The organism is Halolactibacillus miurensis (assembly GCF_900116255.1).
Classification (GTDB): Bacteria; Bacillota; Bacilli; order Bacillales; family Amphibacillaceae; genus Halolactibacillus; species Halolactibacillus miurensis.
The window spans coordinates 117473-132770 of sequence record NZ_FPAI01000006.1; the positions used below are offsets into that span (position 1 = coordinate 117473).

Sequence of the window (15298 nt, forward strand, 5' to 3'; positions counted from 1 at the left end):
GTTTGACTTGATTAGTAGTGTCATCTCGTTAGAACGCACTGAATGAACGTGCTCAAGTACAGATGACATTTACTATATTTGTTTTGCTAATTCCTCTTCTAATTCTTCAATATAGTGTTGAGCATTTTGTCCTGCAATACTACCGTCACCTGTCGCTGTGACGATTTGACGAAGTGTTTTCTCACGAATATCACCGACCGCAAAAATACCCGGAATGTCTGTTTCCATTTGATCATTAGTTGGAATATACCCTTCTTCATTGGTAATACCAAGTGATTCAAATGGTCCACTAAGTGGCTCAAGACCAATATAAATAAATACACCATCAGCTGTTTTTTCCGTTACTTGATCAGTATGAACGTTTTTCAATGTCCCTGAACCTACTTTACCATCTTTTCCATTGATATCCGTCACAATCGTGTCCCAAATGAAATCCACTTTTTCATTTTTAAAGGCACGTTCTTGTAAGATTTTTTGTGCGCGTAATTCATCACGGCGGTGAACAATAGTAACTTTCTTAGCGTAGCGCGTGAGGTAAACCCCTTCTTCAACAGCCGAGTCACCACCACCGATAACGATGAGTTCTTTATCTTTAAAGAATGCCCCGTCACATACTGCACAGTAAGATACACCACGTCCTGCTAATTCTTCCTCACCTGGAATACCTAATTTTTTATATTTAGCACCCGTTGCGATAATGATTGTTTTTGTTTTATACTCTTTGTCGCCCGCTTTTACTTTTTTATAACGGTGACCATCAATAATGCTTGTAATGTCACCATAAGCATATTCTGCCCCAAATTTTTTCGCATGTTCAAACATTTTGTTTGATAGATCTGGACCTAAAATACTTTCATAACCTGGATAGTTTTCAACATCTTCGGTATTGGCCATTTGTCCCCCTGGAATACCGCGTTCAATCATTAAAGTATCTAAATCGGCGCGAGAAGCATACACAGCAGCTGTCATACCAGCTGGTCCTGCACCAATAATAATTACATCATAAATACGTTCTTCAGTCATTTTCACGTCAATCCTTTCTGTTTTAAGATTTAAATCGTAATGATTATGAGTGTACCTTTATATACCCATTATGGTATATTTATTTTCTTTCGTCCACTGATCTGCTCATCCGTTCTTCTAACCAGGGCGCCGACTTACTTCGCAGCTGTTTGTGACGTTGTTTTGCTTCTTCAAATAAAGCTTCAGCCTCAACAACGTTACCACTTCGATAAAGCGCTAATGCATAGTAGGTATAGTAGTCGACATGGTGTTTAACCGTCCGTTGTTGCAAGCGACTAAAGCGATGGATTGCTTCATCATTATACCCCGCTAAGGTATAACCAATGGCTACTTTAAGTGCTTGTTCCTGTTGCATCGGATACACCCCTTCAAAACAAGCAACCATGTCTTTTACTTTATCTAATTGACCTAGATCGTGATAGAAAAACATTAAATTAAAACGAGATTGAAGTTGGTTTGGTTCAGCGATAAGAGCGGCCTCTTCTTCAGTTAAAACCGTTTCCTTTTCACCATTAAAAAAACGGGCGAAACGTGATTGAAAATGAAACAAATCATATTCTGGGAATAACTCAAGAGCTTCTTCTAAGATAGCTGTCGCTTTTAGATAATCTTTCTGTTGTAAATAATAAAAGGCGGTTTCTTGATACATCAACAAATCGTCTTCATCTTCGTCTTCAAAGAAATCCATTTCTTCTTCTAACGTTAAATCTAAGATGGTAATCAATTGCTCAGCTTCTGAATAAAATTCCCCATCAGGATCTTTTTCCATATAAAGCGTGGCATATTTTTGTGCCTCATTTAATAGACCTAAATGGGCATAGTTATTCGCAATTAAATAATAGCTATCGACATAGTCATCACCATGTGTCTTAATGACATCACTCAGAATTTGATTTGCCGCATGATACGCACCGATTTCGGTATAGATGATTGACATTTGTGACGGATAAAGCGCTTCTAATGGGTCAATATCTTTGGCTTTTTTTAAATATTTTAAGGCTAAATCAAACTTCCTTTTATAAAAAGCTTCAACGCCTTTTGTAAAGAAAAAATCTCCATCATGAATGAATGGAATAATATTTTTAGGTAAGGTTGGGTTTGACATCTCATTTTCCACAGTCATTTAATACCCCTTCTAAACAGATTGTGTTCTTTCACCGTAAGTATAGCATAGACACAGCGATTCTCACACTATTTATCATCAATCAAATTGGTGACGTTCCACCATAAATTGCTTAACTTCCCGCTCATAGTAAGACCGTTCCTCTTTTGTCCAGGCCAGACGATATTCAAGAAATCGGAGGATTTGAAAAGTAATGGCGCCGTGTATCGTATAATCAAACACACCTAAACGTAAACGCCGCTGAAGAAAGTCCGATGCTTTATATACCCCTTCACATTCGACAGTATAGAGAAGCTCCATAAACAATCGACTAGGAATAGGATAATGAATCATTAAGCGATCGACGTCGCGACTTAACTGTTCTAATTGGCTTTGTTCCACTTGATATTTATTCATCAGTTGAATCATACTAATATCTTCATTTAAACTATACACCGTCTCTTTTGCCACATCTGTTGATACAACGCGTGTTCTCGTATCGGATCGTTCGTACAAAATAGCCGACTCTGCTTTAAATTGTTTAGTCACCTCATCGCCAACTTTTTCAGCATACTGTCGATAATTTGAGACTGGACTGCCAATCGCGGTGATTACGTCCTGACTTGACTTATAAAAATTAAACGGTGTTTTTTCGGCATTAGTATCGACTTCTTTCGTTGTTCTAAACGTGAAGATATGATTTGTATCCAACGTAACCTCAGGAAACACACGCTCGATTTCTTGTTTCACTTCCAAAAAAACAGCTTTAGTTGAGAGCATCTCACCGTTCGGACGAACCGTACTCACAAGCACACCCTGCTCCCTTGGAATCAGTGAAACAGTATAAGGATACAAGCCTTGTTTAATGATGACTGGAAAATCAAGTGTGAACACCGATGAAGGTACCAGCCATTGGTATTTTCGTCTAGGTGTTAACGCAAAGGAAGGACTGGCTTTATTTTGAAGGCGTTCGTGCAAATCTAAGCTAGCTAAACCAGTCGCGTTGACAACTTTTTTAGCATAAATGACATGCGTTTCTCCTGTGATTTGATCTTCTACAAACACACCACGTAAGGCGTTGTCTGATAGATACATATCCGTCACCATCTGATAATTGATTGCGTCTGCATTTAAGGCCACACTGGCTTTAATTAAATCAATCGTTAACCGTGCTGTATCGACAAATGGGAGGGTTGTATGTGTGATTGTCCCGACAGTTTCAAATTGCTTTTTTTGCGCCATTGATAACTGAACCGACGCAACCGGTTTATCTAACGCACGTTTATTTAATAGTGGCCATAACCGCTTTTTAAGTTCTGATGTCACTGGTACGTCCTTAGCCACCAGTTCAATGGCCGGTATGAATTGAAACGCCTTTCCAATGTTTTGATTCAACTGGTGTAATTCTTGTTTTTTTTGTTTAGACAACGTTTGAAACGTATTTTTATCATAAACGAGTAAATCAAAACTTTCTGATGCTCCTGAGGCGTAATCATTTTTCTCTATTAATAACGTCTTTAATCCACGCATCTGTAAATCAAATAAGATGCTGGCACCTGTTAAACCACCACCTATGACAATCACATCATACGTTGTTTCAAGAAGCTGTCGCATGGTCTCTTCTCGATTTGTATTCGTTAACTTCACCGCAATCCCTTCTTTACTCTCCATCTATTTTTGTTTCAGTAATCATAACTGGATTACCTTTCGCAAAGGCATAAGCTGGTATATCTTTAGAAACAACGGTTCCTGCGGCAACAATGGCACCGTCGCCAATGGTCACACCAGGTAAGATTGTACAGTTCGCACCGATCATCACCTCGTCACCAATGGTGACATGACCTAATCGGTACTCTTTAATTAAATATTCATGTGTAAGAACCGTTGTATTGTATCCAATAATACTATTATTTCCTACTGTAATACGCTCAGGAAACATAAGATCGACCATCACCATTAAGGCAAAAGACGTTTGTTTCCCTACACGCATACCTAGGAACGTCCGGTAAAACCAATTTTTCACTGGCAAAATCGGCGTGTATCTTGCAAGTTGAATGACCACAAAGTTCTTCATCACTTTAAAAAATGGGACCGTTTGATAGAGTTGCCATAAACTATTGGGTCCTTCTACTTTGAACCGTTCTGTTTGTCGCATAGTTCCACCTCAAGAATGGTTAACAGATCTTTCAACTCTTCTAACATATAGTCAGGCTTAAAACGTTCTAAAAAGCCTTTTCCTTTTATTGTCCATGCCACACCTGCTGTTTTGGTCCCGGCATTTTGTCCTGCCTCAATATCATGTGAATTATCACCAACCATTAGTGCATGCATCGGTGTTTCACCAAGTGCGTCTAGCGCTTTTAATACAGGCTCTGGGTGCGGTTTAGCATGTTCAACTTCATTTAAACCGATAACGACATCAAAATAAGGCGCAAGACCTGTCATTTCTAAACCGAGCCTAGCTGTATCTGTCATTTTCGTTGTCACAATCGCTAATTTATAGCCTAACTCATGTAGACGTTTGATTGTATCTACTACCGTAGGATACGCTTTAACATAAGTTTCGTGTTCAGCAATGTTATGTTCACGATACGTGTCCATCATGGCCTCTGCTTGTGTCGCGTCTACACTTGTCAAGCTTTCAATTAATGGCGGCCCGATAAACGGTAAGATTTCTTCTTTCGTATAGTCTTTCCCTGTATGTTTTTTTAATGTGTGTGTAAATGACGCGATAATTAATTCATTTGTATCAATTAATGTTCCGTCTAAGTCAAATAATAATGTGTTAATCATAATACCCTCCGCTAAATGTTTTGTTTATTTGTTTCAAATCGTGTCCAGATAATACTTACAATACGAGTTAGAGTGACCGCTGTCAATAAGCGAATGAAAAAGAGTGGGAGTATGGGAATGCCAAGCGGAATAAATATCAAGGTATCCTCCACCACCGCATGACAACTGACAAGAAATATAAAACTCAAATACATGTCTTTTTTCTCTACGTGATCATCTTTAATCGCCTCGACCATGACACCTGCCCCAAAAGCGAGACCAATCGTGAGTCCAGCAACTAACGTCATCGCCGCGTTACTTTTAATCCCGAGTAACCGTGTAAACGGAGAAAGCCATTCTGTCAAAACATCGAGCCAACCTAAATCACGGAACAGCTGCATCGCGATCATAAGTGGTACAACAATCATCGCTAATCCCCATACACTATCAAAGGCGGTCGTGAATGCATGGATCATAACATTAACGACACCTGACACTGTTTCTTCCTGTACCTCTTCAAACGAATACTGTGCGAGTGTTTGTTCAAAAGGCACAAAATGGTGAATCGTGAGAGCTGAGATGAGCGCTAAACTTAACCGGATAAGAATCACAATGTACCAACGCACGCCAACCTTAACCGCAACGGTCGATTCGACAAACAAGTTGTGTGCAAAACTCAACATCACAGCTAAAATGAACACTTGTTTGACAGTAAATTCAAAAGAAATAATGGCCGCAATGCCGGCATATAAATTTAGTGAAAATCCTAACACAAGTGGCACGCTTGCTTCACCGGGTAGGCCGATTCCACTCATCAGTGGCTCAATCACGTCAATAAAGAAGGGCAAGACCGGTGTATATTGTAGTAAAGTAATGATCAATGTAATAGGAAAAATCACCTTACTTAATGTCCACGTCACACGCAGCCCTTTATTTAAACCTCTTGTTAAAATTGTCTTCATCGTTTCCCCCAAAGCTCTTATAATCTTTTTTTACCATTTTACCTTAAAAGAAACCTGTTGAAAAATCAACAGGTTAAAAGGTTATTTGCGCTTCTTGCCATTGTATTGAACGGTGACCCAATGCTTCTTCCGATTAAGGTACATCAGTACGAGACTGACAATAATTAACACAATCGAAATAAGTTGCGCTGTTCTTAAGTTACCAACAACATATAAACTATCCGTCCGCATGCCTTCAATAAAGAAGCGGCCGACTGAGTAACCCATCACATACGTTAAGAAAATATCCCCGCGTAACGGATTGACGCGACGCAGATATATAAGCAGCGCGAAAATGATTAAGTTCCAAACAGACTCATATAAAAATGTCGGGTGGTACAGCACACCATCAATCGTCATTTGATTTTCAATAAACGACGGTAAGTATTGTAAAAATGTATCGTAAGCCCAATCAGACACTGGGCCACCATGTGCTTCTTGATTCATGAAGTTTCCCCAACGGCCAATGGCTTGACCGATAATAATACTCGGAGCGGCAATATCCGCAAGTTTATAGAACGGGATACCACGCTTTTTACAGAAGTAATAAGCAAAAATCACTGAACCAATGAGGGCTCCGTGAATGGCGATCCCGCCTTCCCAAACCGCAAACGGTGCCCACCATTCACGGTCTGAGTAGCGATCCCATTCAAAAATAACATAATACAACCGGGCAGATACAATCGCGATTGGCAACGCCCAAACAATTAAGTCGGTGAATGTTTCATCTTTCAAACCAAGTCGAACACTTTCTTTCGTCGCAAGGACGAGTCCGAGGACAACCCCGGTGACAATAATAATCGCATACCAATAAATCGTAATCGGCCCAATATCTAAAAAGATAGGGCTTAACGCTTGATTTAAACTAAACACATGTGTTCCTCCTAACAGCTAATGACACCTAATTAAAACTCTTTATTTTGTTCTAAGTTATGTTTTTCCGATTCAATTGTTTCAGCCAGTCGTGCTGTGAATTCTTCCGCGGCGTTTAAACCTAATCGTTTCAAGCGGAAATTCATCGCCGCTACTTCTATAATAACGGCGACGTTACGACCAGGACGCACAGGAATCGTCGCTTTTGGAATTTCTACATCAATAATTTTGAGTGTTTCTTCTTCCATTCCAATCCGGTCATATTGTTTCTTCTCATCCCAATTTTCTAAATTAATCACATAATCAATTTCTTTATGTGAACGCACCGCACTTGCACCGAAGAGCGTCATCACGTTAATAATACCTAACCCTCTAATTTCCAGGAGATGTTCAATGAGTTTAGGACTTGTCCCGATTAAACGATCATAGTCTTCTTGTCTAATTTCAACAGAGTCATCTGCGACTAAGCGGTGACCGCGCTTCACAAGTTCTAGTGCCGTTTCACTCTTACCGACACCACTCTGCCCCATAATCATAACACCAACCCCGTGAATATCAACAAGGACACCATGAATGGCCGTAAACGGCGCAAAGCGGGCTTCTAAAAAGTTTGTTAACCGACTGACGACACGCGTCGTTTTATACGGTGAGCGTAACAATGGGACACCTTTTTCATTACACGCTTCGATAATTTCTTTCGGTATATCCATTCCTCTTGTAATCACAATACAAGGGGTGACTTTCGAACAGAGCTTTAATGACCGGTCTTTTCTTTCTTCAGATGTTAATTCATTAAAATAAGATAACTCCGTTTTCCCTAGAATCTGTAATCGCGCTTTCGGATAATATCTAAAATAACCAGTAAGTTCAATACCTGGTCGTGAAATATCACTCATTATAAATTCACGATCAAGTCCGTCTTTTCCAGCGACTAGTTCGAGTTTAAACTCGTCTAATAAATCTTTTGTTTGTACTTTAGCCATGGTGAATCCACCTTCTCTCTAAATGTTCACTTTCGAATACTTCTCATACGTATGCTCTATGCGTTGCCATTCTTTATTGTAGCACGAAATAGCCCGGCAAGCATTAACTATGCGCTGACTTCATCGATACTTCCACCATACCTCTCACACTGTTAGTCAGATATACTTTTTCCGACTCTTTTAAATCTCTTAAAGTTAAGACTTTTTCAGTCACTTCCCCTTTATCAAGGAGCGTTTCACGATAAATCCCGGGTAGACACCCTGAGGACACCGGTGGGGTGTATAAGACACCATTTATTTGAAGAATCACGTTCCCAATCGTAAACTCGGTTAACTCGTTGTCTTCGTTATATAATAACGTTGAAAAGTTGGTCGGCCCGCTTACTTCACACGCTTGATAATGCTTACGGTTTGTTGTTTTATAACGACTGAATAGATGATTTTTAGCGATGGGTTGTTTCGCTAAATAACAGATGACCGGTGTTGTCAATTCTTTTATTTTAAGCACATCAACGGATAAATGACCGGTCTTATCAACGAGCCATCTTACCTTATATTGTCCCGTTGGATAGTTGATTTGAAGTTGATGTTTCGCCTGTTTGATTTGTTGTAAATCAAGCGGATAACCGAACACCTCTGACGCTCGTGTTAAGCGATTCATATGTTGACTAAACCGCTGCAGGACACCGTCCTTTAAACAAAAGGACTCTAAGAGGGAAAAATCGTGCGTGTCAATATCCAATACTTTCGCCTTCGTGTGAACTTCATCGTATTCAGCGGTGTCAATAGAATCCCACGTAATCCCACCCCCAACGCCATACGTTGCTTCATGAGTGAGCTCATTAATCGTAACGGTTCGAATCGGTACATTAAAAATCGCTTCTTTATTAGGTGTAAGATAACCAATGGTGCCGCAATAAACACCGCGAGGAGATTCTTCAAGTGCATTAATATAAGACATCGTCTTAATTTTAGGGGCCCCCGTAATCGATCCACAAGGAAACAAGGCACGAAACCAGTCAATCAGCCCACTCGTTTCATCTAATGTTGCTTCAATGGTTGACGTCATTTGATGCACGGTCGGATACGTTTCAACCGATAATAACTGAGAGACATTCACAGAACCTTTCGTGGCAAGTCTACCTAAGTCATTCCTTAATAGGTCAACAATCATCATATTTTCTGCGCGTTCTTTCTCAGATGACGTTAAATGTTGTTTGTTTTGCCTATCTTCTTCTAGTGTATCGCCCCGTTTACTCGTACCTTTCATCGGCTTTGTTGTAATACGCGACTCATTGACATGAAAAAACAATTCAGGTGAGAGCGAGAGAATATGCTGATGGTTGTGTTTTAGATAGGCACTATAATTCGCCTGTTGCTTATCCTTTAATGTTAAATAATAGCCATAAGGATCACCAAAAAATCGGCTAAATAATCGAACGGTATAATTAACTTGATATGTATCGCCTTGTCTAATCGCTTCTTTTATTTGATGTATTTTTTCTTGATAGTTTATTTCGTCCTCATCGATGTGCCATGGATGAACATAGTAAGGTAACGCTTTGTCTTGTCTTTTAACAGACGGGGCGTCAAAACTTGCAAATAATAGTAGTGGTTGATCGTTTTTTTTTACATCAAAATGATCATCAAAGGCAGGTGCTGCTTCATAGGCAAGATACCCTGCCACATACAAGCCGTTGTGGTGTGCTTGTTCTACTTCTTTTAATAACGGTATGACCTCGTCAATGGCGGACGTTTGCCACATCTGTTTGGGGTTAGCAAAAACAAGCGGTTGTTCATGATGATCTGGTTGATTAAAATCAAATTGAAAATAAAGAGACATACGGTTCCCTGCTTCCTATCTAAATCTAAACTTATCTAACATACGTCTTATCATATCAAAACTTTATCCGACATGCGATTAAAGATACTTAAAAACAACTAAGAGAAAAATAAGCCAGACACCAAAGGCATCTGACTTAAAAGTTTACAAGTATTAATCATTTAAACCTTTTTGTAAGACCATATTAATAAATGAAATCACAATTGAAGCAAGTATAGCCAAACCAAAGCTTTCAATCACAAAACCACTTCCAATAATCGCTTGTGCAAGCATTAATGTGATGGCATTAATAATAAACATAAACAACCCAAGGGTAAGAATGGTAATTGGTAACGTTAGAATCACTAAAATCGGTTTAACAATCGCATTGAGCAGTGTTAAAATAACGGCGGCAATAATCGCAACCCAAAATGATTCAATATAAAACCCATCAAATAAATATCCAGCGGTAATAATCGCCAGTGCTTGTAGTATTAATGAAAGTATCCAACGCATCAGTTATACACGTCACTTTTTGGGATAATAATCGCTGCGGCGATATATAAAAAGATAGGCATACCTGCGGTGAATAATAGAATCACGACAAAAGCTAGTCTCACCCAAGTAGAATCGACGTTAAAGTACTCAGCTAAACCACCTAATACACCCGCCAACATCACGTCTCGGTTAGATCGATATAATTTTTTACTCATCTGTCATTCCTCCATTCAAAACAATTCATATTAATAATGAGTCGTTTATTTATTCCTTTTTTTAAGCCGTTTTAAACCTATCGTTTAACTATTGTTTTTTGCTTTAGCCAATAGCGGAGCTAGATATTTCCCTGTGTACGACTCCTCGTGTTCACAGATGACTTCTGGGGTGCCCGTTGCCACGATTGTCCCCCCGCGGTCGCCCCCTTCAGGGCCTAAATCAATTAAATAATCACATGTTTTAATGACATCTAAGTTGTGTTCAATAATTAAAACCGTATCGCCATTTTCAACCAAACGATTTAATACTTCTAATAACCGGGAAATATCATCGACATGTAATCCTGTCGTCGGTTCATCTAAAATATAGAGTGTTTTACCGTTAGAACGTTTGTGTAACTCACTAGCTAGTTTCACCCGTTGTGCTTCCCCACCTGACAGGGTCGTTGCTGGCTGACCTAGTCTCACATAACCAAGTCCAACGTCATAAATTGTTTGGAGCTTACGTTTAATTTTCGGAATGTTTTTAAAGAAATCAAGTGCTTCTTCAATTGTCATCTCTAACACATCCGCAATATTTTTCCCTTTATATTTTACTTCTAATGTTTCCCGGTTATACCTTCTACCATCACAGACTTCACAAGGAACATAAACATCTGGTAAGAAGTGCATTTCAATTTTAATAATCCCGTCGCCACGACAAGCTTCGCAACGTCCACCTTTGACGTTAAAGCTAAAACGGCCTTTTTTATAACCCCTTACTTTGGCTTCGTTCGTTTGAGCGAATACATCACGAATATCATCAAAGACACCCGTGTAAGTCGCCGGATTTGAACGTGGTGTTCGGCCAATCGGTGATTGATCGATATCAATCACTTTTTCTAAATGTTCGTGCCCTTCTAACTTATCATGTTTTCCCGGACGTTGTTTCGATCGGTTTAACAATTGAGCCAGTTTTTTATGCACAATCTGATTGATTAACGAACTTTTACCGGAACCAGATACCCCGGTCACACCCGTCATGACCCCAATGGGAATATCGACATCCACATGTTTTAAGTTATTTTCAGACGCCCCTTTAACGCGTAACCAACGTTCATCTGGCTTGCGTCTCTCATTTGGGACATGGATTTGTTTTTTACCCGATAGATACTGCCCGGTTAATGATTTCTTATTAGCCATCACTTGCTTGGGTGTTCCTTGGGCAACAATTTCTCCCCCGTGTTCACCCGCACCTGGTCCTATATCAATCAGGTGATCGGCTGCGAGCATCGTATCTTCATCATGCTCAACGACAATAAGGGTATTCCCTAAATCTCGCATGTTTTTTAATGTCCCAATTAATCGATCATTATCCCGTTGGTGTAAACCAATCGATGGTTCATCAAGCACATATAAGACACCAGTCAGTGCCGACCCAATTTGTGTCGCAAGACGAATACGCTGTGCTTCACCGCCTGAGAGTGTCCCTGCTTTTCTAGAGAGCGTTAAATAATCAAGTCCAACATTGATGAGAAAAGTTAAACGTTCATCCAACTCTTTTAGAATCAGCTTAGCGATTTGCTTTTCTTGTTCGGTTAACGTTAACGTCTCAAAGAAATCACGAGCTTCAGTGACAGGCAAGTTAGAAATTTCACCAATATGACGGTGGTTAATTAACACCGCTCGTGCTTCTTCATTTAACCGATACCCGTCACACGTCGGACAGTCAGACTCTGCCATATATTTTTCCATTTGCTCACGAATATAGTCAGAAGACGTTTCTTTAAAGCGTCGTTCAATGTTATTTAATACACCTTCAAATTCAATTTTCGTATCACGGCTCATGCCATAATCATTCTCGTATTTGAAGCGAATTTTCGTTTTGCCACTGCCATGTAAAATCTTATTCATATGCTTTTTCGGTAAATCTTTCACCGGTATATCCATATCAATATCATAGTGATCGCAGACGCTTTTCAGTAATTGCGGGTAATACTGCGAACTCGTCGGTTGCCAAGCCAGAATGGCCCCTTCATTTAACGTGAGGGTCTTATCTGGAATCACTAAATCAACATCGACTTCTTTTTTATGTCCTAAGCCATCACACGTTGGACAAGCACCGTAAGGAGCGTTGAATGAGAACAGTCGTGGTTCAAGTTCTGAAATGGAAAAACCACACATCGGACACGCATGACGCTCACTAAACTGTAATTCTTCCTGTCCAATGACATCAACAATTAATTGCCCATCACCGAGCTTAAGTGCTGCTTCAACTGAATCACTTAAGCGGCTCTTAATCCCCTCTTTTACGACAATACGGTCAACAACAACTTCAATGGTATGCTTTTTTGTCTTTTCTAATTGAATATCATCAGTAATCTCTACCATCTCGCCGTCAATGCGAAGACGAACGTATCCTTCTTTTTGTAAGTTTTCTAATACTTTTACATGTTCACCTTTACGACCTGAAATTACCGGTGCTAAGAGTTGTAATTTCGAGCGTTCTTCTAGTGCTAAGATTTGGTCAACAATCTCTTCAACAGATTGTGACGCAATCTCAACGCCATGAATCGGACACGTCGGGTGACCAATCCTTGCCCATAATAACCGCATGTAATCATAAATTTCTGTCACGGTTGCGACCGTGGAACGCGGGTTGTTACTCGTCGTTTTCTGATCAATTGAAATGGCTGGAGACAGACCTTCAATCGTATCGACATCCGGTTTGTCCATCTGACCTAAAAACTGTCTCGCATAAGCTGATAGCGATTCAACATAACGGCGTTGCCCTTCGGCATAAATCGTATCAAAGGCAAGTGAAGACTTCCCTGAACCTGATAAACCCGTTAAGACGACGAGTTTATCTTTTGGAATATCAATATCGATATTTTTCAAGTTGTGCACGCGGGCACCCTTAATTGATATGTGTTTTTTCACCAATACACTCATCCTTCCGCTTTCAGTTCAAAGACTAAATCACGCAATTCTGCGGCTTTTTCAAAGTTTAAGTCTTTGGCTGCTTGCTTCATTTCTACTTCCATTTGTTCGATAAAGATGGCCCGTTCTTTCTTTGTCATCTCATCAATATTTGTTTTCGGTAACGTCTCTTCATCCATCGCTTCAACCGTTGCGCGGATGACATCACGTACTTCTTTATTAATAGTTTTCGGTACAATACCATGTGTTTCATTGTAAGCCATCTGTTTTTCACGACGACGTTCCGTTTCATCAATGGCTCGGCGCATGGAGTCTGTCACACGATCGGCATACATAATTACTTGACCATGTTCATTACGCGCCGCTCGGCCCATTGTTTGGATAAGGGCCCGATCTGAACGTAAGAAACCTTCTTTGTCAGCATCTAAAATTGCGACAAGCGACACTTCAGGGATATCGATTCCTTCCCGTAATAAGTTGATGCCAATTAAGACGTCATATTTACCGACCCGCAAATCACGAATAATTTCAATCCGCTCTAGCGTTTTAATTTCCGAGTGTAAGTAAGCGACCTTCATCCCAATCTCTTTCAAATAATCCGTTAAATCCTCAGACATTTTTTTCGTTAACGTTGTAATCAATACCCGTTCATTTTGTTTCGCACGGAGATTAATCTCATGGATCAAGTCATCAATCTGACCTTCAATCGGTCTGATATCGACGGATGGATCAAGCAGACCTGTAGGTCTAATAATTTGTTCCACCATTTCTGGTGTATGTTCTAATTCATATGGACCAGGTGTTGCCGAGACGAAAATGAGTTGATTTGCCTTTTCTTCAAACTCTGTAAATGTCAAAGGACGGTTATCAAGAGCTGACGGCAGTCTAAAACCATGATCAACAAGGACTTGTTTACGCGCTTTATCACCATTAAACATTCCCCGGATCTGAGGCAAGGTGACATGTGACTCATCGATGACAATCAAAAAGTCATCTGGGAAGTAATCGATGAGCGTATACGGCGTTGATCCGGCTTCACGCAACGTTAAGTGGCGTGAATAATTTTCAATCCCAGAACAAAAGCCCATCTCCGCCATCATCTCTAAATCATAGCGGGTTCTCTGTTCAATGCGTTGAGCTTCGATTAGTTTATCGTGTTCTTTAAAGTACTTTACTTGTTCTTTCATTTCGGCTTCGATATTTTTCATCGCAATTTTCAATTTATCTTCACCAGTCACAAAGTGAGAAGCCGGGAAAATAGCGATATGTTCACGATCGCCTAAAATCTCACCTGTTAAAGCATCGACTTCCCTAATCCGGTCAATGTCGTCACCGAAAAATTCAATTCTGACACAATGTTCTTCTCTAGACGCTGGAATAATCTCTACCGAGTCGCCTCTCACTCTAAACGTGCCGCGCTGGAAATCAATATCATTACGCGCATATTGGATATCCACCAGTTCTCGCAATAATTGGTCACGGTCTTTATCCATACCGACACGCAGACTCAGGACTTGCGAGCGATATTCTTCTGGTGAACCTAAGCCATAAATACATGACACACTCGCAACGATTAACACATCCTCTCGTTCAAATAAGGATGACGTTGCTGAGTGGCGTAATTTATCTATTTCATCATTAATCGATGCATCTTTTTCGATAAAAGTATCTGTTGATGGGACGTACGCCTCTGGTTGATAGTAATCATAGTAGCTGACAAAATACTCTACTGCATTATTCGGGAAAAATTCTTTGAATTCACTATATAGTTGACCCGCAAGTGTTTTATTATGCGCAATAACGAGTGTTGGTTTTTTTACTTCTGTGACAACATTCGAGACCGTAAAAGTCTTACCAGTCCCTGTTGCCCCGAGTAACGTTTGCATGCGTTTATTTTCATTGACGCCTTTAACAAGTGCATCAATCGCCTTCGGTTGATCACCTGCGGGCTGATATTGTGAGATAAGCTCAAAAGATTGAGACATCTTCTTTCCTCCGTTCTTTTCACTTATATAGTTTACCTTCCGACGCTTTGTGTAAACCTATTATACACAAATATTAGTCGAAAAGCGAACAAACATTCTTTAATA

The 15298-nt window shown here is 40.0% G+C and carries 13 protein-coding genes; all 13 read right to left on the minus strand.

Annotation, left to right across the window (positions count from 1 at the left end; genetic code table 11):
• Positions 1-72: 72 nt before the first annotated feature.
• Entirely contained in the window at positions 73-1023 is a 951-nt protein-coding gene (gene trxB, locus BM390_RS05895) for a thioredoxin-disulfide reductase (protein WP_062322357.1), read from the minus strand.
• Positions 1024-1102: 79 nt separating this feature from the next.
• A complete protein-coding gene (locus tag BM390_RS05900; RefSeq protein ID WP_062322358.1) occupies positions 1103-2146 on the minus strand; it encodes a tetratricopeptide repeat protein in 1044 nt (347 codons plus the stop codon).
• A 78-nt stretch (positions 2147-2224) separates the two neighbouring features.
• Positions 2225-3772 carry an FAD-dependent oxidoreductase gene (locus BM390_RS05905; RefSeq protein WP_177220640.1) on the minus strand — a complete coding sequence of 516 codons (1548 nt, stop codon included), beginning with the start codon at positions 3770-3772 and terminating at the stop codon, positions 2225-2227.
• A gap of 13 nt (positions 3773-3785) precedes the next feature.
• Complete coding sequence (locus BM390_RS05910) at positions 3786-4280, minus strand: acyltransferase (RefSeq protein WP_089853328.1); 495 nt, start codon at positions 4278-4280, stop codon at positions 3786-3788.
• Entirely contained in the window at positions 4253-4921 is a 669-nt protein-coding gene (gene ppaX, locus BM390_RS05915) for a pyrophosphatase PpaX (RefSeq protein WP_062322362.1), read from the minus strand. The genes BM390_RS05910 and ppaX overlap by 28 nt, the downstream gene beginning before the upstream one ends.
• An 8-nt stretch (positions 4922-4929) precedes the next feature.
• Positions 4930-5859, minus strand: a complete 930-nt coding sequence (locus BM390_RS05920; protein WP_062322364.1) for a nucleoside recognition domain-containing protein — start codon at positions 5857-5859, stop codon at positions 4930-4932.
• A gap of 81 nt (positions 5860-5940) precedes the next feature.
• A complete protein-coding gene (lgt, locus tag BM390_RS05925) occupies positions 5941-6771 on the minus strand; it encodes a prolipoprotein diacylglyceryl transferase (RefSeq protein ID WP_089853331.1) in 831 nt (276 codons plus the stop codon).
• Between the two features lie 32 nt (positions 6772-6803).
• Complete coding sequence (hprK, locus tag BM390_RS05930) at positions 6804-7754, minus strand: HPr(Ser) kinase/phosphatase (protein ID WP_062322367.1); 951 nt, start codon at positions 7752-7754, stop codon at positions 6804-6806.
• A gap of 103 nt (positions 7755-7857) precedes the next feature.
• Positions 7858-9597, minus strand: a complete 1740-nt coding sequence (gene pabB / locus BM390_RS05935; RefSeq protein WP_089853333.1) for an aminodeoxychorismate synthase component I — start codon at positions 9595-9597, stop codon at positions 7858-7860.
• 153 nt (positions 9598-9750) lie between these two features.
• Entirely contained in the window at positions 9751-10092 is a 342-nt protein-coding gene (locus BM390_RS05940) for a phage holin family protein (RefSeq protein ID WP_062322373.1), read from the minus strand.
• Positions 10092-10289 carry a PspC domain-containing protein gene (locus tag BM390_RS05945; RefSeq protein ID WP_062322374.1) on the minus strand — a complete coding sequence of 66 codons (198 nt, stop codon included), beginning with the start codon at positions 10287-10289 and terminating at the stop codon, positions 10092-10094. Before BM390_RS05945 ends, BM390_RS05940 begins: the two co-directional genes overlap by 1 nt.
• A gap of 84 nt (positions 10290-10373) precedes the next feature.
• Entirely contained in the window at positions 10374-13220 is a 2847-nt protein-coding gene (gene uvrA / locus BM390_RS05950; RefSeq protein ID WP_089853336.1) for an excinuclease ABC subunit UvrA, read from the minus strand.
• A complete protein-coding gene (gene uvrB / locus BM390_RS05955) occupies positions 13217-15193 on the minus strand; it encodes an excinuclease ABC subunit UvrB (RefSeq protein WP_062322377.1) in 1977 nt (658 codons plus the stop codon). The genes uvrA and uvrB overlap by 4 nt, the downstream gene beginning before the upstream one ends.
• Between the last annotated feature and the right edge of the window lie 105 nt (positions 15194-15298).

Excerpts from the sequence above, each read along its gene's own strand:
- trxB (WP_062322357.1), bottom strand. The coding sequence starts at position 1,023 with ATGACTGAAGAACGTATTTATGATGTAATTATTATTGGTGCAGGACCA.
- BM390_RS05900 (WP_062322358.1), bottom strand. The coding sequence starts at position 2,146 with ATGACTGTGGAAAATGAGATGTCAAACCCAACCTTACCTAAAAATATT.
- BM390_RS05910 (WP_089853328.1), bottom strand. The coding sequence starts at position 4,280 with ATGCGACAAACAGAACGGTTCAAAGTAGAAGGACCCAATAGTTTATGG.
- BM390_RS05920 (WP_062322364.1), bottom strand. The coding sequence starts at position 5,859 with ATGAAGACAATTTTAACAAGAGGTTTAAATAAAGGGCTGCGTGTGACG.
- hprK (WP_062322367.1), bottom strand. The coding sequence starts at position 7,754 with ATGGCTAAAGTACAAACAAAAGATTTATTAGACGAGTTTAAACTCGAA.
- pabB (WP_089853333.1), bottom strand. The coding sequence starts at position 9,597 with ATGTCTCTTTATTTTCAATTTGATTTTAATCAACCAGATCATCATGAA.
- BM390_RS05940 (WP_062322373.1), bottom strand. The coding sequence starts at position 10,092 with ATGCGTTGGATACTTTCATTAATACTACAAGCACTGGCGATTATTACC.
- BM390_RS05945 (WP_062322374.1), bottom strand. The coding sequence starts at position 10,289 with ATGAGTAAAAAATTATATCGATCTAACCGAGACGTGATGTTGGCGGGT.
- uvrA (WP_089853336.1), bottom strand. The coding sequence starts at position 13,220 with ATGAGTGTATTGGTGAAAAAACACATATCAATTAAGGGTGCCCGCGTG.
- uvrB (WP_062322377.1), bottom strand. The coding sequence starts at position 15,193 with ATGTCTCAATCTTTTGAGCTTATCTCACAATATCAGCCCGCAGGTGAT.